The organism is Paraburkholderia aspalathi (assembly GCF_900116445.1).
In the GTDB taxonomy this organism is placed as follows: domain Bacteria; phylum Pseudomonadota; class Gammaproteobacteria; order Burkholderiales; family Burkholderiaceae; genus Paraburkholderia; species Paraburkholderia aspalathi.
Genome location: NZ_FPBH01000034.1, coordinates 1 through 23,410 on the forward strand (window position 1 = coordinate 1; position 23,410 = coordinate 23,410).

General features: G+C 62.3%; 20 protein-coding genes. 12 read left to right on the forward strand and 8 right to left on the reverse strand.

Going from position 1 to position 23,410, the window contains the following annotated elements; genetic code table 11:
• The first annotated feature begins 473 nt into the window (after nt 1–473).
• From bioA to bioB, 4 genes are read left to right on the forward strand one after another with little or no spacing between them, the layout of a single operon-like run.
• Entirely contained in the window at nt 474–1,823 is a 1,350-nt protein-coding gene (bioA, locus tag BM438_RS36365; protein WP_093644744.1) for an adenosylmethionine--8-amino-7-oxononanoate transaminase, read from the forward strand.
• Nucleotides 1,823–3,007, forward strand: coding sequence for an 8-amino-7-oxononanoate synthase (bioF, locus tag BM438_RS36370; RefSeq protein ID WP_093644746.1), 1,185 nt, complete (start codon nt 1,823–1,825; stop codon nt 3,005–3,007). Before bioA ends, bioF begins: the two co-directional genes overlap by 1 nt.
• Nucleotides 3,004–3,735: a dethiobiotin synthase gene (gene bioD, locus BM438_RS36375; protein WP_093644748.1), complete on the forward strand. Its 732-nt coding sequence runs from the start codon at nt 3,004–3,006 to the stop codon at nt 3,733–3,735. The genes bioF and bioD overlap by 4 nt, the downstream gene beginning before the upstream one ends.
• 34 nt (nt 3,736–3,769) lie before the next feature.
• Nucleotides 3,770–4,861: a biotin synthase BioB gene (gene bioB / locus BM438_RS36380; RefSeq protein WP_093644750.1), complete on the forward strand. Its 1,092-nt coding sequence runs from the start codon at nt 3,770–3,772 to the stop codon at nt 4,859–4,861.
• A gap of 94 nt (nt 4,862–4,955) precedes the next feature.
• Here bioB and BM438_RS36385 read toward each other — a convergent pair whose 3' ends face one another.
• Both BM438_RS36385 and BM438_RS36390 read right to left on the reverse strand, forming a co-directional pair.
• Nucleotides 4,956–5,981 (reverse strand): sulfate ABC transporter substrate-binding protein, encoded by a 1,026-nt coding sequence (locus tag BM438_RS36385; protein ID WP_093644752.1) that lies wholly within the window; start codon nt 5,979–5,981, stop codon nt 4,956–4,958.
• Between the two features lie 146 nt (nt 5,982–6,127).
• Nucleotides 6,128–6,730: an RBBP9/YdeN family alpha/beta hydrolase gene (locus BM438_RS36390; RefSeq protein WP_093644754.1), complete on the reverse strand. Its 603-nt coding sequence runs from the start codon at nt 6,728–6,730 to the stop codon at nt 6,128–6,130.
• A 292-nt stretch (nt 6,731–7,022) separates the two neighbouring features.
• On the opposite strand from BM438_RS36390, the gene BM438_RS36395 reads away from it, so the two are divergent.
• The 6 genes from BM438_RS36395 to BM438_RS36420 all read left to right on the forward strand — a co-directional run bounded on the left by BM438_RS36395 (nt 7,023) and on the right by BM438_RS36420 (nt 11,162).
• Nucleotides 7,023–7,964 carry a 2-hydroxyacid dehydrogenase gene (locus BM438_RS36395; protein WP_093644756.1) on the forward strand — a complete coding sequence of 314 codons (942 nt, stop codon included), beginning with the start codon at nt 7,023–7,025 and terminating at the stop codon, nt 7,962–7,964.
• A 76-nt stretch (nt 7,965–8,040) separates the two neighbouring features.
• Entirely contained in the window at nt 8,041–8,967 is a 927-nt protein-coding gene (locus BM438_RS36400; RefSeq protein WP_093644758.1) for a hydroxymethylglutaryl-CoA lyase, read from the forward strand.
• A gap of 42 nt (nt 8,968–9,009) precedes the next feature.
• Nucleotides 9,010–9,531 (forward strand): YbaK/EbsC family protein, encoded by a 522-nt coding sequence (locus BM438_RS36405; protein ID WP_093644760.1) that lies wholly within the window; start codon nt 9,010–9,012, stop codon nt 9,529–9,531.
• A gap of 4 nt (nt 9,532–9,535) precedes the next feature.
• Complete coding sequence (locus BM438_RS36410) at nt 9,536–9,763, forward strand: DUF1289 domain-containing protein (protein WP_054037809.1); 228 nt, start codon at nt 9,536–9,538, stop codon at nt 9,761–9,763.
• A complete protein-coding gene (locus tag BM438_RS36415) occupies nt 9,760–10,245 on the forward strand; it encodes a MaoC family dehydratase (RefSeq protein WP_093644762.1) in 486 nt (161 codons plus the stop codon). The genes BM438_RS36410 and BM438_RS36415 overlap by 4 nt, the downstream gene beginning before the upstream one ends.
• A complete protein-coding gene (locus BM438_RS36420; protein ID WP_093644764.1) occupies nt 10,242–11,162 on the forward strand; it encodes an MBL fold metallo-hydrolase in 921 nt (306 codons plus the stop codon). The genes BM438_RS36415 and BM438_RS36420 overlap by 4 nt, the downstream gene beginning before the upstream one ends.
• A 333-nt stretch (nt 11,163–11,495) precedes the next feature.
• On the opposite strand, the gene BM438_RS36425 is transcribed toward BM438_RS36420, so the two are convergent.
• The gene (locus BM438_RS36425) at nt 11,496–12,395 is read right to left on the reverse strand and encodes a DMT family transporter (RefSeq protein WP_093644766.1); all 900 of its coding nucleotides are present in this window, start codon (nt 12,393–12,395) and stop codon (nt 11,496–11,498) included.
• Nucleotides 12,396–12,509: 114 nt separating this feature from the next.
• Here BM438_RS36425 and BM438_RS36430 point away from each other — a divergent pair, with 114 nt between their 5' ends.
• Nucleotides 12,510–12,980 carry an Lrp/AsnC family transcriptional regulator gene (locus BM438_RS36430; protein ID WP_093644768.1) on the forward strand — a complete coding sequence of 157 codons (471 nt, stop codon included), beginning with the start codon at nt 12,510–12,512 and terminating at the stop codon, nt 12,978–12,980.
• 39 nt (nt 12,981–13,019) lie between these two features.
• Here BM438_RS36430 and BM438_RS36435 read toward each other — a convergent pair whose 3' ends face one another.
• Nucleotides 13,020–13,910: an alpha/beta fold hydrolase gene (locus tag BM438_RS36435; RefSeq protein ID WP_093644769.1), complete on the reverse strand. Its 891-nt coding sequence runs from the start codon at nt 13,908–13,910 to the stop codon at nt 13,020–13,022.
• 323 nt (nt 13,911–14,233) lie between these two features.
• Between BM438_RS36435 and BM438_RS36440 the strand changes: the two genes are divergently transcribed.
• Nucleotides 14,234–15,193, forward strand: coding sequence for an NAD(P)H-dependent flavin oxidoreductase (locus BM438_RS36440; RefSeq protein WP_093644771.1), 960 nt, complete (start codon nt 14,234–14,236; stop codon nt 15,191–15,193).
• Between the two features lie 60 nt (nt 15,194–15,253).
• Here BM438_RS36440 and icmF read toward each other — a convergent pair whose 3' ends face one another.
• The 4 genes from icmF to gmtZ form a co-directional block, all read right to left on the reverse strand.
• Nucleotides 15,254–18,814: a fused isobutyryl-CoA mutase/GTPase IcmF gene (gene icmF / locus BM438_RS36445; RefSeq protein WP_093644773.1), complete on the reverse strand. Its 3,561-nt coding sequence runs from the start codon at nt 18,812–18,814 to the stop codon at nt 15,254–15,256.
• Nucleotides 18,815–18,892: 78 nt separating this feature from the next.
• On the reverse strand, nt 18,893–19,831 hold the full coding sequence (locus tag BM438_RS36450; RefSeq protein WP_093644775.1) for a LysR family transcriptional regulator: 939 nt from the start codon (nt 19,829–19,831) through the stop codon (nt 18,893–18,895).
• Nucleotides 19,832–20,163: 332 nt separating this feature from the next.
• The gene (gene gmtX, locus BM438_RS36455; RefSeq protein WP_093644777.1) at nt 20,164–20,826 is read right to left on the reverse strand and encodes a gamma-mobile-trio protein GmtX; all 663 of its coding nucleotides are present in this window, start codon (nt 20,824–20,826) and stop codon (nt 20,164–20,166) included.
• Complete coding sequence (gmtZ, locus tag BM438_RS36460; protein ID WP_093644779.1) at nt 20,823–23,408, reverse strand: gamma-mobile-trio integrase GmtZ; 2,586 nt, start codon at nt 23,406–23,408, stop codon at nt 20,823–20,825. The genes gmtX and gmtZ overlap by 4 nt, the downstream gene beginning before the upstream one ends.
• Between the last annotated feature and the right edge of the window lie 2 nt (nt 23,409–23,410).

Genomic DNA, 23,410 nt, shown 5'->3' on the forward strand with positions numbered 1-23,410 from the left:
CCCACTTAGCAGGGGCTTCTAGCCGCTTTCTTTGCGGCGGCAAAGAAAGTAAGTGCCGCCCCGCACAGGGGCAACGCTAATAGACCACTAACAATTCAAGGAAAGGCCAAAGCCCTAATAACACGGCCAACAAGCGCCAAGCAGACCAAAACCCTCGCCAAAAATCCGCCGAGCAGGCACCAAACCCCAAATCCCCGCCCATAAAGCGCAACTACTTTGACGTCGTCAACTCCCCCCATCAGCGGCCTTCAAACCAAAACAGAAACCACCTGCCGCGAACAGCACCCAACCCCATCGCCGAAGGCAAAAACCACCCCTCACCCCCTAGTGCACAGCGAGAAATAAACCGCTAATCTCGACCCCGCAAGCCTCCCCAAAGGCCGCACGCAGCGCAAGAAACAACCGCGCCGCGACTGAAATGGCCCTAAAAAAGCCAGCCGTGCAACGGCAAAAAAAGCACCTCGGAGTACCTTTTGGAAAAGTCAGCATCCCCTGAAGACTGGATCACCCGCAGCCTGCGTGCCGTCTGGCACCCCTGCACCCAGATGAAACACCACGAACGTCTGCCGCTCATCCCGGTCGCGCGTGGGCAAGGCGCGTGGCTCTACGACCGCGCAAACAACCGTTATCTGGACGCGATCAGCTCCTGGTGGGTCAACCTGTTCGGCCACGCCAACCCGCGCATCAACGCGGCATTGAAAGATCAGCTCGATACCCTCGAACACGCAATGCTCGCCGGCTGCACGCACGAGCCAGCCATCGAACTCGCGGAGCGCCTCGGCGCGCTCACCAACAACACGCTCGGTCACGCGTTCTTCGCATCAGACGGCGCATCGGCCGTTGAAATCGCGCTGAAGATGAGCTTCCACTCGTGGCGCAATCGCGGCTTCGCGGACAAGCAGGAATTCGTCTGCATCGCCAATAGCTATCACGGCGAAACCATCGGCGCGCTCGGCGTCACCGATGTCGCGCTCTTCAAAGACGCCTACGATCCGCTCATCCGCAACGCGCATGTCGTCGCCTCGCCCGATGCACGCCTCGCACAAGCAGGCGAAACCGCCGCCGACGTCGCGCGCCGCGCGCTCGATCAGGTTCGCTCGTTGTTCGAAGCACGCGCGACGAAAATCTCGGCGCTGATCGTCGAGCCGCTCGTGCAATGCGCGGCCGGCATGGCAATGCACGACGCCTCGTATATCGCCGGTTTGCGCGCGCTGTGCGATCAGTACGGCGTGCATCTGATCGCCGATGAAATCGCTGTGGGTTGCGGTCGCACCGGTACGTTCTTCGCGTGCGAACAGGCCGGCATCTGGCCGGACTTCCTGTGTCTGTCGAAAGGGATCAGCGGCGGCTATCTGCCGCTCTCGATCGTGTTGTCGCGCGATGAAATCTTCGACGCCTTCTATCACGACGATACCGCGCGCGGTTTTCTGCACTCGCATTCGTACACGGGCAATCCGCTCGCCTGCCGCGCGGCGCTCGCCACGCTCGATCTGTTCGCGAGCGACAACGTGCTCGCCGCAAACGTACAGAAATCCGCCAGGCTGAAGGCCGCGCTCGCGCCGCTCGCCGAACATAAGCACGTGCGCAATCTGCGTCAGTGCGGCACGATCTTCGCGTTCGATGCCGTGATCGATGACGCTCAGCAAGCCAAAACATTCTCACGCCGTTTCTTCGAAAACGCGTTGCAGCGCGAACTGCTGCTCCGCCCTATTTCGACCACGGTGTATCTGATGCCCCCCTACATCCTCGACGACGAAGAAATCGCGCTGCTCGCCTCGCGCACACGCGAAACTTTTGAAGCCACGCTCGCGGAGACCCGCTAATGCATCTGCTCGACACACTCACCGAAGGTCTCCAGGAGATCGACGAGCGCGGTCTGCGCCGCCGTCGTCGTACCGCCGACACGCCGTGCGCCGCACACATGACGGTCGACGGCCGCGCGATCATCGGCTTCGCCAGCAACGACTATCTCGGCCTCGCCGCGCATCCGAAACTGATCGCCGCTATTGCTGAAGGCGCGGAACGCTACGGCGCCGGCAGCGGCGGTTCCCATCTGCTCGGCGGCCACTCGCGCGCACACGCGCAACTCGAAGACGATCTGGCCGAATTCGTCGGCGGCTTCGTCGACAATGCGCGCGCGCTCTACTTCAGCACCGGCTACATGGCGAATCTCGCGACGCTCACCGCGCTCGCGGGCCGCGGCACGACGCTCTTCTCCGACGCGTTGAATCACGCGTCGCTGATCGACGGCGCGCGCTTGTCTCGCGCTGACGTGCAGATCTATCCGCACTGCGATACGGAAGCGTTGAGCGCGATGCTCGCTGCCTCGGATGCCGACGTCAAAGTGATCGTCTCCGATACGGTCTTCAGCATGGACGGCGACATCGCGCCCCTGGCGCGTCTGCTTGAACTTGCTGAGCAGCACGGCGCATGGCTGATCGTCGACGACGCGCACGGTTTCGGCGTGCTCGGCCCGCAAGGCCGTGGCGCGATTGCAGAAGCCGCGCTGCGCTCGCCGAATCTGATTTCGATTGGCACGCTCGGCAAGGCCGCGGGTGTGTCGGGCGCATTCGTCGTCGCTCACGGAACTGTGATTGAGTGGCTCGTGCAGCGCGCGCGTCCGTACATCTTCACGACCGCGTCGGTACCCGCTGCGGCACATGCGGTGTCGGCGAGTCTGCGCATCATCGGTGGCGAGGAAGGCGATGCGCGCCGTGCGCATCTCAAGAAACTGATCGAACGCACGCGCGCGATGCTCAAAGCGACGCCGTGGCTGCCGGTCGATTCGCACACTGCCGTGCAGCCGCTGATCATCGGCGCGAACGATGCCACGCTCGACATCGCGGCCACGCTCGATCGTGCAGGTCTCTGGGTGCCGGCGATCCGTCCGCCGACCGTGCCCGCGGGTACGTCGCGGCTGCGTATTTCGCTTTCCGCCGCGCATTCGCAAGCGGATCTGGATCGGCTCGAAGCAGGCTTGCAACAACTCGGGGCGAAGGCGGCATGAGTAGCTCGAGTCAAAGCGCCCTGTCTCTATTCGTCACCGGTACAGATACGGAAATCGGCAAGACCTTCGTCTCCGCTGCGTTGCTGCGCGGTTTCGTCCGTGAAGGCCTGCAAGCCGCCGCGATGAAGCCGATCGCCGCGGGCGCGTTCGAAGTGAACGGCGTGCTGCACAACGAAGACGCCGATCAACTCGACGCCGCGTCGAGCGTTCTGCTGCCGCCGGAGATTCGCACGCCGTATCTGCTGAAGGAACCGGCCGCGCCACACATCGCCGCCGCGCTGGAAAACGTCACGTTCGATATCGACCACATCGTCGATTGCCATGCGCAGGCTTTGAAGCAAGCCGAGATCGTCGTGGTGGAAGGCGTGGGCGGTTTTCGCGTGCCGCTGACTGCAACGCAAGATACCGCCGACCTCGCCGTCGCGCTGAAGCTGCCGGTCGTGCTGGTGGTCGGCATGCGCCTCGGCTGCATCAGCCATGCACTGCTCACCGCCGAAGCGATCGCCGCGCGTGGCTTGACGCTCGCCGGCTGGGTGGCGAACCGTGTCGATCCGGACATGACGTTCCCAGACGAAAACATCGCTTCGATTCGCGAGCATCTTGCGCGTGAATACGACGCCCCCTTGCTCGGCATCGTGCCGCATTTGAGCCCGGCTTCGCCCGAGCTTGCGGCGGATCAACTCGACATCAACCGACTCCTGCAGACGCTGCGCCACGCGCAGCGCTGAAAACCCATTACATCCATCCATGAGGATTGACGACATGACGCAACTGAACATCGCTCCGACGCCAGCCGACACGGCCGCCGCCCATAACAACGCTGCAGCAGGCACCAAGCCGATGGCCAAGTGGCGCGTCGCCGACATCGTCGCGCTGTACGAACTGCCGTTCAACGACCTGATGTTCCGCGCGCAACAAACCCATCGCGAACACTTCGACGCCAACACCGTGCAACTGTCGACGCTGCTGTCGATCAAGACCGGCGGTTGCGAAGAAGATTGCGCGTACTGTCCGCAGTCGGTGCATCACGACACGGGCCTGCAAGCCGACAAGCTGATGCCGGTCGATGAAGTATTGGCCGCCGCCAAGGTCGCCAAGGAAAACGGCGCGACGCGCTTCTGCATGGGCGCGGCGTGGCGCAATCCGAAGGACCGTCACCTCGAGCCGATCAAGGACATGATTCGCGGCGTGAAGGCGATGGGCCTCGAAACCTGCGTGACGCTCGGCATGCTGGAAACGCATCAGGCGCAAGGTCTGCGCGAAGCCGGCCTCGATTACTACAACCACAACCTCGACACGTCGCCGGAGTTTTACGGCCAGATCATTTCGACGCGCACGTATCAGGACCGTCTCGATACGCTGGAACGCGTACGTGATGCAGGCATCAACGTATGCTGCGGCGGGATTGTCGGTTTGGGCGAATCGCGCCGCGAGCGCGCCGGCCTGATCGCGCAATTGGCGAACATGGAGCCGTATCCGGAATCGGTGCCTATCAACAACCTGGTGCAAGTGGAAGGCACGCCGCTGACCGGCACCGAAGCGATCGATCCGTTCGAGTTCGTCCGCACGATCGCAGTTGCGCGTATCACGATGCCGCGCGCGATGGTGCGTCTGTCGGCAGGCCGCGAGCAGATGGACGAAGCGTTGCAGGCGCTGTGCTTCCTCGCCGGTGCGAACTCGATTTTCTACGGCGACCAGTTGCTGACCACCAGCAACCCGCAAGCCGAAGCGGACCGCAAGCTGCTCGAACGCCTTGGCATTCGCGCAGAAGCAGCGCAGCAGATGCCGTTGGATCAGAGCGGCTGTGAGCATGGCTGCGCACATGAGCAAAACGCGCACACTGCGCCGAACTAAAGAACTACGCGTACCAAGCGCGCGCGATAAATCGCACGCAATGAAAAAAGGCCACCTCGTTTCCGAGGTGGCCTTTTGACTTTCAGGCAAAGATTTACTTCTTGTCGACGATGATCTGATCGAACGTCCCGCCGTCGGAGAAATGCGTTTGCTGTGCTTTCTGCCAGCTACCGAACATCTCTTCGACGGTGAAGGTCTTGATCGGCTTGAACTCGCCCGCATGCTTCGCGAGCACGTTCTTGTCACGCGGACGCAAGTGGTGTTGCGCAATGATTTCCTGCGCAGCCGGCGACCACAGATAGTCGAGATACGCCTGCGCTTCCTTGCGCGTGCCACGCTTGTCGACCACCTTGTCGACGATCGACACCGGCGGCGCAGCCAGCAGGCTCACCGACGGATACACCGCTTCGAAATTGCCTGCGCCCACGCCCGTGTCGATCAACGACACTTCGTTTTCGAATGTCACCAGCACGTCGCCGATACCGCGTTGCGTGAAAGTCGTCGTCGCACCGCGGCCGCCTGTGTCGAGAATCGGCACGTTCTTGAAGATGGCCTTTTCGAAGTCGATCGCCTGCGCATCGGTGCCGCCGTGCTGCTTGCGATAACCCCATGCGGCTAGATACGCGTAGCGGCCGTTACCCGAAGTCTTCGGATTCGCGATTACCACTTGCACACCGGGTTTGGCGAGGTCGTCCCAGTCCTTGATGTGCTTCGGATTGCCCTTGCGCACGAGGAACACCATCGTCGTGGTGTACGGGGCGCTGTCGTCCGGCAGGCGCGCACGCCAGTTGGCGGGCACCAGTTGGCCCTTTTCGGCGAGCAGGTCGATGTCGTTCGGCTGGTTCATCGTCACGACGTCAGCCTGCAGTCCTTGCAGCACCGACAACGCCTGCGCGCTCGATGCGCCATGCGACTGGCGAATCGACACGGTCTCGCCGCTCTTCTCTTTGTATGCCGTGATGAAGCCGGCGTTGATGTCCTTGTACAGCTCGCGCGTCACGTCGTACGACACGTTGAGCAGCGACGTGTCCGCGTGCGCCGTCGAGATGCCGCCGAGCGCGAGCGTCATTGCCGTCATGCCGGCTGCCAGCCAGCGCGATGTCCCCGTCTTGCCTGCCATCTTGTCCCCGCCTATCGATGATGAAAACCGGTGGCCGCACAAACGTGCAGCGTGAAGCGGGATTCTAACGGATCGCTTACTGGTTCACTCGCGCTCATCTGCGGGCTCAACTGCGCGCTCAACTACGTGTTCAAGTCCTCCCTCACTCAGACATACGCGTGCTGCGCGACCTCGAACGTCTCTTCACGAAACCGCAGCGGCGCCGCGCAATGCACCAGCGTATCGACGAAATACTTGGCACGTGGCCACGGGCCGAATCCCGCCGCCGTATTGATATGTCCCGCGTCGCCGAGATTGACGAACGCGCTGCCGAAACGCTGCGCGAGATCGCGCGAACCGGCGAGCGGCATCCACGGGTCAGTTTCACTGCCGATCAGAATCGACGGCACGCCGAGACGCCGCGCGTCGAACGGTCCGGCGAAGGCGAATTTCTCCGGGCTTGCAGGCGCGACAAACAGCACACCGACCACATCGTTCGCATATGACGCCTGCTGCAACGCGTGCGCAGTCGCGAGGCAACCGAAGCTGTGGGCAGCCAGCACGAACGGCCCGCGTTCGCGCGCGAGCAGATCGCGCAGCGACTTCGCCCAGACGGCGACGTCCGGGGCGTCCCAGTCGGCCTGTTCGACGCGCAGCGAACGCGCGAATTGCCGTTCGAGCCATGTTTGCCAGTGCGCGCCCTCGCTGCCGTGGAGGCCGGGAACGGTGACGAGCCGCGGCGGCCATGTCGATTTGGTGCATGAAAGCATGTCTGTCCCTCGCTGCCGGAATCCGGGAAATGATTGTCCCGCCGGGCGTCGCAAGGGCGAACCAAGTTTTTGTGCTTTGTTTATGGGGCAAACGCGCGGCCATGTAGTAGCGGCAAATCGCACGCCCGTGCGCAAACGCGCGCGATTCGCGGCGAAAAAGTAGAATGAAGCCTATCCGTAAAAGGAGGAGGCCCATGCCGCAAGCGTCGTGTGAAGTGCCGCGGGCGTTGCAGCCGTTCTACCGGGCCTCTCCCGTCATCCGACTCGACAACGCACGCGCCTTCCGGACCGTATGAAAATCCTCTTCTACATGCCGCATTCCGACGCCGCCGCGTGGCTTCACGACTTCGCCCATGCGCTGCCGGAAGCCGATCTGCGCGAATGGCAGCCGGGCGACACCGACCCAGCCGATTTCGCGGTCGTGTGGCGCCCGCCGCGTGAAATGCTGGCCGGCCGCGACGGTCTGCGCGCAATCTTCAATCTCGGCGCGGGCGTCGACGCGATCCTCGGGCTCGAACACGAACAGCCCGGCACGTTGCCGCGCAGCGCCCAGTTGATCCGGCTCGAAGACACCGGCATGGCCCTGCAGATGGCCGAGTATGTGACGCATGCGGTGCTGCGCTACCTGCGCCGTTTCGACGAATACCAGACGCTGCAAAACGAACGCCGCTGGGAAGTGCTCGATCCGCATCCGCGCGAGACCTTCACGGTTGGCGTGCTCGGCCTCGGCGTCCTCGGTACGCATGTCGCGCAAGCAGTCGCGGCGTTCGGCATGCCGGTGCGCGGGTATAGCCGCAGTGCGCGGCAAATCGACGGCATCACGACCTTCGCCGGCGAAGCACAGTTCGACGCGTTTCTCGACGGCGTGAAAGTGCTGGTCAATTTGCTGCCGCATACGCCGGATACGGGCGACGTGCTGAACACGCGCACCTTCTCGAAGCTCGCCAAGGGTGCCTATCTGATCAACGTCGCACGCGGCGGGCATCTGGTCGAACAGGATCTGCTCGAAGCGCTGGCAAGCGGCCAGGTCGCCGCCGCGACGCTGGACGTGTTCCGCGAAGAACCGTTGCCGCCCGATCATCCGTTCTGGCAGGAGCCACGCATCACGATTACGCCGCATATTTCCGCGCTGACCTTGCGCGAAGAGAGCGTCGCGCAAGTCGCGCGGAAAATGACGGCGCTGATGCGTGGCGAAACGGTGAGCGGCGTGGTTGATATAGAGCGTGGATACTGAGCACGGGGTTTGCACACCACCGAATTCATCTGAAGGAGCGCCGCCACGCGCGGGCTCATTGCATGGGAGACACATCATGGCCTTGCCCCAACGCGTCAAAATCGTCGAAGTCGGCCCGCGTGACGGACTGCAGAACGAGAAAGAATTCGTCCCCACCGCGATCAAGATCGAGTTGATCAATCGCTTGTCGGCAGCCGGCTTTCGCAACGTCGAATCCGCCTCGTTCGTCTCGCCGAAATGGGTGCCGCAGATGGCCGACGGCGCCGAGGTGATGGCCGGCATCGAGCGCCGCGCCGGCACGATCTACTCCGTGCTGACGCCGAATCTGCGCGGTTTCGAAGGCGCACTCGCCGCACGGGCGGACGAGATCGTGATTTTCGGCGCCGCCAGCGAAGCGTTCTCGCAGAAGAACATCAATTGCAGCATCGCGGAAAGCATCGATCGATTCGCGCCCGTCGCGCAGGCGGCGAAGGAACATGGTCTGCGGATTCGCGGCAGCGTGTCGTGTGCGCTCGGCTGTCCGTATCAAGGCGAAGTGCCGGTGGCGTCGGTGGTCGATGTGGTCGAACGTTTCGCGGCGCTCGGTTGCGACGAGATCGATATCGCGGACACCATCGGCGTCGGCACGCCGAAGCGCACGCGCGAAGTGTTCGAGGCAGTGACCAAGGTGTTTCCGCGCGAACGTCTGTCGGGGCACTTCCATGACACCTACGGTCAGGCGCTCGCGAACATCTACGCGGCCTTGCAGGAAGGTATCGAGATCTATCACGCGTCAGTAGCGGGGCTCGGCGGCTGCCCGTATGCGAAGGGCGCAACCGGCAACGTCGCGACCGAAGACGTGCTGTATCTGATGAACGGCCTCGGCATCGAAACCGGCGTCGACCTCGCGCAAGTCGTCGCGATCGGCGATTTCATTTCGACGTCGATCGGCCGGCCCAATGTCTCGCGCGCCGGTAAAGCCTTGCTTGCCAAGGCTCGCAGCGAGCAGGCCAACTGCGTTTGACGCAGGCCACACACTTAGCCAAATCATTCAGGACCTGAAACGATGACGGATCACGCTTCCCTCGACGCCGACGATCTCGCCGCATTGCCTGACTCCGCACGCCGCGTCGCGCTTTTGTTGCGCGAACGCGGTCACGCTGGACGGATCGTGATGTTGCCGGAAACCGGCAAGACTTCCGCCGAAGCCGCAGCCGGCCTTGGCTGCTCGGTTGCGCAGATCGCCAAGTCGATCCTGTTTCGCCGCCGCGAAGACGACGCGCCGGTACTGGTGGTCGCAAGCGGCGCGAATCGCGTCGACGAAAAGAAGGTAGCGGCGCAAGTCGGCGAGATCGGCCGCGCGGATGCGAAATTCGTCCGCGAGAAAACCGGTTATGCGATCGGCGGTGTCTGCCCGATCGGCCACGCCACGGCGCCTGTCACGCTGATCGATGCCGACCTCCTGGAACTCGACAGCCTGTGGGCCGCCGCCGGTCATCCGCATGCGGTGTTCAATCTGACGGCGCAGGAACTGATTGCGTTGACGGGCGCGCCGGCGCTCGACGTGGCGCTGCGCGAGACAGTGTGAAGCAATGACAGCGGGCATCGATAACGAAGACGACGAGGCTGCCGTGCCGTCACCGTGCATCAGCGTGTGCAGGATGGACGCTTCGACCGGCTGGTGCGAAGGCTGCTTGCGCACGATCGACGAGATCGCCAGCTGGTCGTCGTTCGACGACGACGCGAAGCGCGCCGTCTGGGACGCGATCGAGGAACGCCACGCGGAGTTCATGGCCAGGCAAGCGAAGGTGCAGCGGTGAACGCCGCGCCGCGTATCGTGAAGATCGGCGAGACGTTCAGCTCGACGCTCGAACTGTCGGCGGACTCGGTGAAGTCGTTCGCCACGCTCGTCAACGACTTCAACCCGCTGCATCACGACGACGCCTACGCCGCGCAAAGCCGCTTCGGCGGTTTGATCGCGTCCGGCACGCAACCCACCGCACATTTCATGGCGCTACTGGCGACCTATTTTTCGACGTACGCGCAGCCGCTCGGCCTCGAGTTCGATATCAAGCTGAAGAAAGCCGTGCACGCGAACGATACGTTGACGATCACGTGGCGCGTGCGCGACGCGTACTGGAAGCCGAGTCTGAACGGCGATCTGACGCATCTCGAAGGAAGCGTGGTGAATCAGCGCGGCGACACCATGTTGATCGGCACGTCGACAATCCTGGTGATGCCGAAACCCGAAGCATCGGCGAATGCTGACGCAAGCACAAACCCGGACACAGGCGCACCATGATCAACCTACCGGCATCGGTCCGAGTGTTCGAACGCGGCTGGCTTTCGTCGAACAATGTGCTGCTGATCGACGACACATGTGCCGCTCTTGTCGATACCGGCTACGCGACGCACGCGCCGCAAACCGTCGCGCTCGTGCGGCAAGCGCTCGGCGCGCGACCGCTCGATCTGATCGTCAACACGCATCTGCATTCGGATCACTGCGGCGGCAACGCGCTGTTGCAGTCGACGTGGCCGTGCCGTACCGCGATTCCCGCATCCGAAGCCGACGCGGTGCGCGATTGGGACGAAACCCGTCTGACGTTTCGCGCCACCGGCCAGACCTGCGAGCGCTTCACCTTCACGGAGACGATCGCGCCAGGCGCGCAACTGCGGCTCGGTGCGCTCGACTGGCAAGTGCTTGGCGCGCCCGGCCACGATCCGCACTCGTTGATGCTGTACTGCCCGGACGAACGCATCCTGATCAGCGCGGACGCGCTGTGGGAAAACGGCTTTGGCGTGATCTTTCCCGAACTGGAAGGTGAAAGCGGTTTCGCCGAAGAACAGGCGGTGCTCGAGGCCATTGCGAAGCTCGACGTGCGGCTCGTGATTCCTGGCCATGGTGGACCCTTCACGAATGTCGAGCAGGCGCTGGAACGGGCATTTTCACGCGTTGCGTGGCTACGGGCCGATCCGGCACGTAATGCGAAGAATGCGTTGAAGGTGTTGATTGTGTTCAAGCTCCTCGAAGTCCGTGCGATGAGCTTCGACACCTTGCTGCGGATGCTCGACGATGCCGTGGCAATGCGCGCCGCCGCGACCATGCTCAAGCCGCGTGGTGAATGGTCCACATTGGTGCACACGATCGTCGAGGAGTTGGCGGCCAAAAACGGGCCATTGGAGATCGATGGCGAGCGCATCATCGCCCGCCAGGCTTGACGCACAGGGGGCCGGCGGCCGCGCGGCAAGCACAACACCAAAACCGTCGCGCCAAAAAGAAAGCCGCTCGACCATCAAGGCGAGCGGCGGAAATTCTGTCGGACGTGATCAGCGTCGATATGAATGATACGCGTGCCGGTTTTTTGACCGCATCAGTGATTTCCCTACAGAAGCTTGACACTGCCTTTTAAACCCGCATACAGACAGCATTACGAAGCTTCGTAGCCGCGCGCGTTGGGCGTCATTGGTCCGTCCATATGAACAATTGAACGCGCCGATTGCTCCGGAATCCGTACTATTGCCGGCTGATCCATCGGCATCTCAGCCATTCCATCAGGTCGAAGACAGGCGTTTCTGCGGCACGATCCGCCAGCCGAGATTCACACCGGCGGCCGCGAGCAGGATCAGCACCGCACCGAGCACCTGAATCCACGCGAGTGTCTGCCCGAACGCAACCCGGTCGACGATGATCGCCACCACCGGATAGATGAACGACAACGCGCCGGTCATCGAAGTCGGCAGCTTCTGGATCGCGCCGTAGAGCAGCACGTACATGAGCCCCGTATTGACGATACCGAGCACGATCAGTTCGAGCCACTGCACGCCGTTGGTCGGCAACGCATCGAAGCGCACGAACGGCGCCAGCATCACGACGCCGAGCGACACCTGGATCAGCGCAATCAGATGCGGCGGCGTACCCTTCAGGCGCTTCGTGATAATCGACGAGACCGCGTACATTGCCGCTGCGCCCACGGCATAGGCGACTCCGACCAGATACTGGCCCGGCACCGCCAACACCGCCGGCTCGACCTTCACCACGAACACGAGGCCGATGAACGCGACCACCAGCCAGGCCACCGTCGACGCGCTGATGCGCTCGCGAAACACCAGTGCGCCAAGCGCGACCAGCATAAACGGCTGCGTGTTGTAGACGGCGGTCGCCATCGAGATCGACGCGCGTGAATAGGCCGCGAACAGCAGCACCCAGTTAATGACGATCGCCGCGCCGCCCAGCAGCGCGAGGCCGAGCATCTTCCAGGAAAAGAGCTTGCGCCTGAACAGGCCGAGCACGGCGCACACGAGCGCCAGCGTCGCGCCACCAAAAATACAGCGAAAGAACACCACGTTGAACGGACTCTGCTGCGACGACACCACCAGCCAGCCGATGGTGCCGGACATCAGCATGGCCATGGTCATTTCCGCCGCGCCGCGGCGAATCTCATTTGACGCCATGATTCGATCCTCGAATTGATTCCTGCATGAGAAGCAGTGTAATTAATCCGATCGCCCGAATACAGGGCTAAACTTAAGTCTTCCCGCGAAGAAACCTAATAATCGAAGGCCGTCATGACGAAACGCCTTGCTCCTGCCACACCCGCGACACTCGATGAAACCGACCGCGCGCTACTCGCCGCGCTGGCGGCGGACGCCCGCCAGCCGGTCAGCGAACTGGCGCGCCGGGTTGGCCTCTCGGCGCCAAGTACGGCCGAGCGCGTCCGCAGGCTCGAAGCGCAAGGCGTGATCGAGCGCTTCACCGTGCAGATCGATCCGCGCGCGCTCGGCTTCACGCTGCAGGCAATCGTGCGCGTGAAGCCCCTGCCCGGGCAGCTGCATCTGGTGGAAGACGTGATCCGGCGAATTCCGGAGTTTGTCGAATGCGACAAGGTGACCGGCGACGACTGCTTCATCTGCCGCCTCTACCTGCATTCGATCGAGCAGCTCGACGAGATTCTCTCGAAGGTGACCGAGCGCGCGGAGACCAGCACCGCCATCGTCAAGTCGACGCCGGTCGCGCGCCGCTTGCCGCCGCTAGGCTGAGCGAGACGCGCGGCAACGCCGCGAGCTGAAGGAAGCCACTTACTGCTCGACCGCCTCGAAGAACGACAGCATTTCCGTGACCAGTTCGTCCGACGCCTCTTCAGGAATGTAATGCCCGCATGGCAATGAGCGCCCGCTCACGTCCCGCGCGACGTGACGCCATTCCGCGAGCGCGTCGAAGCACTTCTCGATCACCCCCTGCTCGCCCCACAACACACGCAATGGACAGCCGATCTTGTGGCCGCGCTCGATGTCGGCACGGTCGTGTTCAAGATCGATGCTCGCCGACGCCCGGTAGTCCTCGCACATCGCATGCACAGCGCCGGGTTGCGCCAGCGCGCTGCGATACGCGTCAAGCGCTTCGGGCGCGAACGGCGCGAGGCCCGCGTGACGGCTGCCCATCACCGCATCGACGTAGGCGGCCGGGTTCGCACCGATTAGCGTTTCCGGCAGCGGCTCCGGCTGGATCAGGAAGAACCAGTGGAAGTAATGGGTCGCGAAGGCGCGGTCGGTGGCTTCGTACATCGCGAGCGTCGGCGCGATGTCGAGCAGCATCAAACGCTCGACGGCGTCGGGATGATCGAGCGCCATCCGGTGCGCGACGCGGGCGCCGCGATCATGAGCGCACACGAGGAATCGTTCGAAGCCGAAGTGGCGCATCACGGCAACCTGGTCGGCCGCCATCGCGCGTTTGGAATACGGCCTGTGGTCGGCGTCGCTGGGCGGTTTGCCCGAGGCGCCGTAGCCGCGCAGGTCGGTGGCGATGACGGTGAAGTGCTCCGCCAGTTGCGCCGCGCACCGCTGCCAGATCAGATGCGACTGCGGGTGACCGTGCAACAACAGCAGGGGCGGCCCTGACCCGCCCTTCACTCCGAAAATATCGACGTCGCCCACGGCGACACGAAAGGGCGTGAAATCCTCGAAGGCCATAGCGGGTCTCTTGTCGTTTGGGAGTCAAACCATTGTAGAAGCGCAATGTGTCGATGCGGGGTGGGATAGCCCACGCAGGCATAGAACCTGAACACTCCTTCCAACTGTTCTAAACGGACACGATGCGGCTGCTTCGCCTATAATCGAACGATCGTTCTTAAATTTTTGAGCGGTCATGACAAACGCATGGCAAATGCGGAGCGGGGTCGTGGCGGCAGCACGGCTGCTGGCCAGTCTCGACGCACCACAGGTCATGTGCCGCTAAACTCATTATCGCCGGGAGCCCTACACCGCACCGGCCCGCTTATCAGGAGACTCGCACCATGGCATTGCCCGCCGTCCTGCAAAAACTCGCGCTGCCCGTCGTCGCTTCGCCGATGTTCATCGTCAGCTATCCCGAACTCGTGTTGGCTCAATGTAAGGCTGGCATCGTCGGCTCGTTCCCCGCGCTGAACGCTCGCCCGGCCGAACTGCTCGACGAATGGCTCACGCAGATTCAGGCGCAGCTCGCCGAGCACAAGGCGGCCAATCCCGATGCGATCATCGGGCCGATCGCCGTCAACCAGATCGTCCATCAGTCGAATACGCGGCTCGAGCACGACGTGCGTGTGTGCGTCGAACACAAGGTGCCGATTTTCATCACCAGCCTGCGCGCACCGGCGCGCGAGATCGTCGACGCGGTGCATAGCTACGGCGGCATCGTGCTGCACGACGTGATCAACCTGCGGCATGCGCAGAAGGCCCTGGAAGCGGGCGTCGACGGGCTGATCCTGGTGGCGTCGGGCGCCGGCGGCCATGCGGGCACGACCTCGCCGTTCGCGCTGGTCGGCGAAGTGCGGCGCATGTTCGACGGCCCGATCGTGCTGTCCGGTTCGATCGCCAACGGCGGCTCGATCCTCGCCGCGCAGGCCATGGGCGCGGATCTCGCCTACATGGGCACGCGTTTCATCGCGACCAAAGAAGCACATGCGGTCGACAGCTATAAGCAGGCGATCGTCAATTCCACGGCCTCGGACATCATCTACACGAACCTGTTCACCGGCGTGCACGGCAACTACATCCGCGAAAGTATCCTGAACGCGGGGCTGGATCCGGATGCGTTGCCAGAATCGGACAAGACCGCGATGAACTTCGGCAGCGACAAGGCGAAGGCGTGGAAAGACATCTGGGGTGCAGGCCAGGGCGTCGGCCTGATGGACGACGTGCCGAGCGTTGGTGAGCTGGTTCAGCGTCTGACGAAGGAATATGACGACGCGAAAACGCGGCTGGGAATCGCGCGGTAAATGCCCGGTTAAGGTGTTTTGCTGCGGCTCCCGGTTTTGGAGCCGCAGCATGTCCGGCCCCTACATATTGCGGCGGTATTGCCCGCCCACTTCAAACAACGCGTGTGTGATTTGCCCTAGCGAGCAGACGCGCACGACGTCCATCAGCACCGCGAACACGTTGTCATCGTCGATCACTGCGCGCTTCAGGCGTTCAAGCGCCGCGGGTGCGTCGTCACGATGCTGTGCCTGAAAATCGCGCAGACGCTTCAACTGGCTCTGTTTTTCTTCGTCGGTGGAACGGGCGAGCGCGATCGGCTGCGGCGCTTCATGCGGATGCGCGCTCAAGAAAGTATTCACGCCCACGATCGGATACGAGCCGTCGTGCTTGCGATGCTCGTACAGCATCGACTCGTCCTGAATACGCCCACGCTGATAACCGGTTTCCATCGCGCCGAGCACGCCGCCGCGCTCAGTCAGTCGATCGAATTCCGCCAGCACCGCTTCTTCCACCAGATCCGTCAGCTCCTCGATCACGAAGCTGCCCTGATTCGGATTCTGATTCTTCGCCAGGCCCCATTCGCGATTGATGATCAACTGGATCGCCACCGCACGGCGCACCGAATCCTCGGTGGGCGTGGTGATCGCTTCGTCGAATGCGTTGGTGTGCAGTGAATTGCAATTGTCGTAGATCGCGATCAGCGCCTGCAGCGTGGTGCGGATATCGTTGAAGTCGATCTCCTGCGCATGCAGGCTGCGGCCCGAGGTTTGCACGTGGTACTTGAGCTTCTGGCTGCGTTCGTTCGCGCCGTAGCGTTCGCGCATTGCAATGGCCCAGATGCGTCGCGCGACGCGGCCGAGCACCGTGTACTCCGGGTCCATGCCGTTCGAAAAGAAGAACGACAGATTCGGCGCGAAGTCGTCGATCGACATGCCGCGCGCGAGATAGGCCTCGACATAGGTGAAACCATTCGCGAGCGTGTAGGCCAACTGCGAGATCGGATTCGCGCCGGCCTCGGCGATGTGATAGCCGGAGATCGACACCGAGTAGAAATTGCGCACGCCGTGATCGACGAAGTACGCCTGAATATCGCCCATGACTTTCAGGCTGAACTCGGTTGAAAAGATGCACGTGTTCTGGCCTTGGTCTTCCTTCAGGATGTCGGCCTGCACCGTGCCGCGCACGTTTTCCAGCGCTGTGCGGCGCGCGGCGGCGAGTTCTTCGCTGGTGGGTTGGCGTCCTGCCTGTTGCAGCCTGTCATTTAAACGCGCGATCTGCTGATCGATCGCGACGTTGAAGAACATCGCGAGAATCGTCGGCGCCGGGCCATTGATTGTCATCGATACCGACGTCTCTGGCGCGCACAGATCGAAGCCGTCGTAGAGCGTTTTCATGTCGTCGAGCGTTGCGACGGAGACGCCTGAATTGCCCACCTTGCCGTAGATGTCGGGGCGCTCGTGCGGCTCTTCGCCGTAGAGCGTGACCGAATCGAAAGCAGTCGAAAGACGTTTGGCCGGCATGCCTTCGGAGAGCAATTTGAAACGGCGGTTAGTGCGGAACGGATCGCCTTCGCCGGCGAACATCCGTGTCGGGTCTTCGTTTTCGCGGCGGAACGGAAACACGCCGGCGGTGAACGGGAAGTAGCCGGGGAGATTGTCGAGCATCAGCCAGCGCAGGATTTCCCCGTGGTCGACGAATTTCGGCAGCGCGACTTTGCGGACTTCGGATCCGGATAGCGTCGTGACGGTGAGCGCGGTGCGAATTTCGCGGTCGCGTATGCGGACGATGTGTTCGTCGCCGGAATAGGCGGCCACGGTTTGCGGCCAGGCGTCGAGGAGTTTGCGTTCACGTTCGCCGAGGGCGGCGGTGCGTTGGGTGATGAGGGTGTCGAGTTGGGTTTGGGGTGTGTTGGCGGAGTTTGCCGCGACACTTGAGTCTGAACCTGTGGAGGCAGTGGCATCGGCATCAAATGATGCGCCTGTGCCTGCATCACCTTCAGCGAGCATACGGCGCGCTTCTGTAAGTTGCCAGCGCTCACGCGCCACCCGCGCTTGCGCGTCGGCACGCTCACGATACGCGTGAACAGTCTGCGCGACATCGGCCAGATAGCGCACGCGTGCCGGCGGCACGATGGCATTGCGGCCGCTCGAAAAGCGCAACTCATCAAGCACCGGCAGACGGCCACCGCCTGAACGCAGACCATGCGTGCGCAGCGACTCGGCCACATGCTGATACAGCGCGGTCACCCCGTCGTCGTTAAAGCGCGAGGCGATCGTGCCGAACACCGGCATCGCGTCGGGCGCCTTCGCGAAGTCGCCACGGTTGCGCTGCACCTGCTTCGCGACATCGCGCAACGCGTCCGGCGCACCTTTGCGGTCGAACTTGTTGATCGCGACGAAGCTGGCGAAGTCGAGCATGTCGATCTTTTCCAGTTGGCTCGCCGCGCCGAATTCCGGCGTCATCACATACAGCGATTCGTCGACGAACGGCACGATCGCCGCATTGCCCTGCCCGATCCCGGACGTTTCGACGATGATTAGATCGAAACCCGCGGCCTTGCACAACGTGAGCACATCAGGCAACGAATCGGTGATTTCGCTCGATGCGTCACGAGTCGCCATCGAACGCATATAGACGCGCGCGCCGCCGCCCCAATCGCCGATCGCGTTCATGCGGATGCGGTCGCCGAGCAGCGCGCCGCCGGATTTGCGACGCGACGGATCGATGGCCAGCACGGCAATCGTGAGGGCGTCGCCGTAGTCGAGCCGGAAACGGCGGATCAGTTCGTCGGTGAGCGAGGATTTACCGGCGCCGCCGGTGCCGGTGATGCCGAGGACGGGGACATCGATCGCTTCGGCGAGGACCGATAGTATTTCCTGCTCGGCTGATTTGACGCGGCCCGCTTCGTACGCGCTGACCAGTTGCGCGAGTCGGCGGAAGGTGAAGGCGGCAGGATCGGGTTGTTCGGCTGCGTTCGTGGTGCCAGCGATCTCGCTGCCTTGGAGCGCTCCACCTGCCTGCCGCGCCTTCCCGGGAACATCGCGCGCGTTGGCGTGATCATCAGCCCGCGTCTCAACATGCGACGCAGCACGCGGCTCGAAACGCGGCAGCCCATTCGCCGACAGATCGGCCACCCACTCACCAACCGGACTCTCCCGAACGGCGGCAGCGGCGCGCGCCACTTCAGCGCAGCGCGCAATCATGTCGTCGATCATGCCTTGCAGGCCGAGCCGCTGGCCGTCATGCGGCGAGTAGATCTTTTCGACACCATAACGCTCGAGCTCGGCGATTTCGTCAGGAACGATCACACCCCCACCTCCGCCGAACACCTTGATGCGCTCGCCGCCGCGCGCACGCAGCAAGTCGACGAGATAGCGGAAGTATTCGTTATGGCCGCCCTGATAGCTGGACACAGCGACGCCGTCGGCGTCTTCGTGCAGCGCGGCGGTGGCCACTTCATCGACGGAGCGGTTGTGGCCGAGGTGGATCACCTCGACGCCGCTCGCTTGCAGGATGCGCCGCATGATGTTGATCGACGCATCGTGGCCGTCGAACAGGGCAGCAGCGGTGACGAAACGCAGGCGCCGGCCCGCAGGCAGCTTGTGGCCACCGGCGCGCTGCGGCGTGGACAGATCGGTCATGTCTCCCCCAGATCGTTACGCGTATGGGTGCTGGCAACCAGTATAGCTAAACGGGTAGGAGCGACTCGACCGGGCCGCCTATCGCACCGCGAGCGCCTTGATCTGCTCGAGCGAAGGCCACAGCGATTCGTTCGCGAACCGCTCGGCCAGGAAGTCGACAAACGAACGCACCTTGGCCGACAAATGCCGGCGGCTCGCGTAGACGACATGGATTGGCAACTCGCGCGGCGGCACGTCGTCCACCAGCAGCGGCACGAGACGCCCCGTGGCCAGATCGTCGCCGATCACCTCGGTGCCGAGCATCGCGATGCCCGCGCCTTGCAGCACGATCACGCGTTGCGCCTCCAGGTGGTTGACGATCAGATTGCCGGACAGACGCACGCGCGGCGAGCTATCGCCGGTCGTGGGCGCAATTTCGAGCGCGGATACGCCCGCGTACTGCAGGTAATTGTGGCGCGCCAGATCGGCGACGGTCTTCGGCGTACCGTGTCGGCGCAGATAGGCCGGCGACGCGCATAGCACCAGATGGGCGGTCGCAATCTGCCGCGCGATGAGTGAAGACGACTTCAGTCCGTTCGGCGAAGCCCGGATCGCGACATCGAAGCCTTCGTCGATCAGTTCGACCACCCGGTCGGACAGGGTCATGTCGACGGTGACCTGCGGATACTGCGCGGCGTAGTCGGCCACCGCGGCCATCACATGGCTCAAACCGAATGCCGATAGCGACGACACCCGCAAGCGCCCTTGCGGCACGACGCTCGCCGCGCCGACCACCTGCTCAGCTTCTTCGAGTTCGCTGAGCACCTGGCTCAAGCGCTCGTAGTATTCGCGGCCCGCCTCGGTCGGTGCGACACGGCGCGTGGTGCGGTTCAGCAAACGCGCGCCGAGCTGCTGCTCGAGGTGCATCACGTGCTTGCTCGCCATTGCCGCCGACATCTCCATCCGTTCGGCCGCGCCGACGAAGCTGCCGACTTCGACCACATGGCGAAACACTTTCATGCTGACCAGGGTATCCATCTCAATCGCTCGCCTCAGGAATCAATCGACGCCATTTTGCCGGGTTTATCAAAGACTGGGCGGCAAATCGGACGAACGCGGGCACCAGAAACGGACGTCAGAAGCAGCAAAGCCCACCTTCAGATTCGTCTTTTACCCTAACGGTACATAGCTTGCCGGGTAATGAGCTGGAGGTGCTGTCCCGCAACGCTCTGAGGTAATCTTGCTGTCGATGTATCGATACATCAGAGTACATACATAGCAAAGCGCCGACGTCTTTGTCGGCGCTTCTTTTTTAGAATTGTGCTCTGGGATTACGAGCTGACCAGGATTCGGGCTGCGGCCTCTGCCAGTCAATCACTCAGCACCTTGCGAATCGCGCGAGCAAATCCGACATCGAAGAGCGTGCGGCCTCGTTCGTTCACAATTTCCCCATGGCTGCCTTCGCGGAGACCTTGCTCCGTGAGATACACGGCCGACACGGCTTTTTGCAATGCTTCGCGTTCCGACGGTGTGAGTTGCGAGTTCATGGCAAGCACGGTCACCGGCTGCGAACCTGCTCGAGTTGCGTCAGTCGCACCAAGCGGCCGGCGGTCCACGGTCACTTGCGCATTGGTTTTTAGCACGTTGAGTTGCGCTTTCAGCTTGTCGCGTTCGGCGATGATGGCCTGCATGATGGACCGGATAGCGGGGTCACTGATACGCATCAGATATTCATGGCTCGCGAGCACCTTAGCCGGCTTGGGCGCGGGCGGACCGGCGTATGCCCCCCACGCCTCAATCAACGCCTTGTAGTCTGTTGACTGGGCGTTGTAAAGGGCTCTTCCCTTCATGATGCCTTCAGCTTCCGCCAAGCGGCCAACTGCCGACAGCGAGAAGTCGCGAGAGCCGGCTTCGTGATGCTTCCGGCAGAGTTCGTGCATTTTCGCTAAGTTCTTGCGCCTGTTAGACCGGCTTCCCTTGGCTAACAGCGACTCCAACACTGCATCCGGGTGTATGTCTGTCATGCCATTCATGCTTCAACTCCCGTGAGTGTTTGGAGCTTGGTAAAGGTCACTGCAGAGCTGGTGGCGGGCAGCATCGCACTAAGTTCGATGCCAAAGTGCCGGCTGAGGCTTATGCCTGCATCCATAAGGTGAATCACTTCCCGTTGACCCAGTGCGACATTCGTCGGATTCGCCTGTTGAGCGAGGCGCTGGATGAAGGCATTGCCTGCGAGCAGTTGTTCCTGTTCGCTCAGCAGCATGAATACCGGCGGTAGGTCCTCACGATAGAGCGCGGCGTCGAGAAGCTGGCTGCGGCGGAACACCGCTTTGCCTGGCTCTAGGTCTGGGTAGATTTCGACGTTTTCACAGACGCCTGCAAGTTGGAGCAACTCCGATTCTGTTTCCTCAAATGCGATAGTCACGTCACCCAGCGTGCCCGCAGCGACCAACTGCGTCCCATCACCCGGCGGCTCATCAAGTGTTGCTTTGCAACGTTCGATGAGACGCCAGCAGGCCACCAAGTCTTCGGCCGAGTCGCTGAATCGCTTCATGGCGGTCTCCCATACCCGCTCGGCCTGGCGGTAGGCGTCAATCCGGACGAATGGCTGAGCCGCTTCCTCTGCGTCGGCCTTCTGCTTTTTCAGTTCCTGTAAGCTGCGCTCGTGAGTGAAGCACGCATTGCGCGCCTCGTCGAAGTGATAGGCAAGCGTGTTGAAGTGGGCAGCAAGCGCCGGCAGATGGCGCGGCTCGGTGACGAACCAGCGGCAGCGCACGCAGTTGCGGCTGCCGCCGGGTACCGGCGCGTGCTTTAGATTTCCGCCCGACCCGACACTGGGTCCTCCGTTGTAACAGCCGCCAACAGTGCTGTTGCTCTCCGTTTCGCTGGAATTGCCGCCGACTAGGCACAACCCATGGTGCATAGGCATCCATCCCGCTGGATTACGAGCGGCAGGATGTTGAGCGACAGCGACAGCGAGGCTTGAAGCGCTATTGCAGATAGCCTTTTCCACCAGCTCGTCATGCTCTGTATCGAGCAGGAAGTTCTGTATGCTCACCTCCTTGTTCGCGTTAAGTCGCTCGGCTGCCCCAATCAATACCTCCCGAATGTGGGATGCTCCTGGTTTGGTGTAGTACAGGGTCATCAGCAAGCGGCTGTGGCCAGCGAGCTTCTGCAGGATGGGAAAGGGCACCTGCCCCTCTAGGGCCAGCGCTGTAATGAGCGAGACCCGAAGGCTATGCAAAGGGAAGCGGGTTGTTCTTCCGTTGGTTTGCTGGTCCGGCAAGGGCAGAAACCGGATGGGGGTGCCGTTGCGATGAGTTTCTCCCCGGACGGCGAGCCGCTGTTCAAAGGACTCAAGCAGTTTGAACCAAGGTTTGTCCATCGCCACCCCGCTTATCGGTAGGTGACGCTCGCCCGCGGGTGCCTCGCGCAATCGGAAGAGGAAGCATGCGTCGGGGTAACCCGCCAGTTGCACTTCGCTCTTAGCTTTCATGTGACGACCGTCCAACTCTGTCCAAGGCGTGCGTTGTGTGATGGGGTTGTATTTCTCCTGCCAATTGCGGAGCTTCTCTAGCCAATAGAAGACATCCTGATGGACCGGTCCTCCGAAGGACCAAGGCAAGACATAACCCTTTCCCGAGCCTGTTTTAGCTGTGTCGGCAGTTTTGTTGCTGTTGATGTAGAGCACAGCCGAGACGGCATCGCCATCTGTGAGCGGGTCACTTCGGCGAAACACTCCTTGCTGCACAGGCCTCCGTTCGCTGCCCTGCGCGAGTTGCGCCTCGTTTAGCGCCCATGCATCCGACTCGTAGCGCCAAGTGTCGGCTTCGCCAGAGTCGAGCATGCGAACTTGGAAGGTGCGCAGGGGAAGAATTAGCTTTACAAGCAGGGCACACCATCTGACCGGGCTCCACATCTCCAGTCGTGAACGCTTCCCTACCAAGCGTTCGCGCCATACGCAGTCTGGGTCGTCTCGGTCAATTTGGTCTGCCGTCACCTCGAACCAGTCAGGTGCGCCGTGCCCGCGCTGCCCGGGTTCTACCCCCAACGTCCCCTGGGCCCACTTCCAATCACCGAAGTGCCGACCGGCCGCGAGTATCCGCCGCAACTCGTCGATGTACCCATATCGGAGCGGTGGATGCACGCTCTCCTCGCGTTTCAGGAATCCGCCCCTAGACATTCGATGCACCGGGTTATGAAACGCAGGCGAGACCACCGGCCGACCATCATCGGCAAGCGCGCTGAACTTGCGCAGCAACACGAACTGCAAGAACGCATGGATAGCATTGTTGTAAGCAATGCCCGAAGTAGACTCTGGGCACGCCGTCCGGTAAAAGTCGGGTAGCGTCACGCTGCGCGCCAGAAAGAGTTCCGGTTTAAGCGGCAAAGCTTGTTGCACTAGATAGCGCTCGAAGAAGGCCGCCAATGCTTCGAGTCTCACGGCGACGCCTTGCGTTTCGCCTTTCAACCACTCCATCGCTAAAGTGCGCCATGGGGCGAGTTGAGGGTACTCGCGCGCGACCCAGTCGAGCTTGGTATCCGTTGCACGTCTCACGCCCCGTTGTTTGTTTAGAACAACCGGCTTGTACACTCTTTTCTTATCAAGTTCCATGT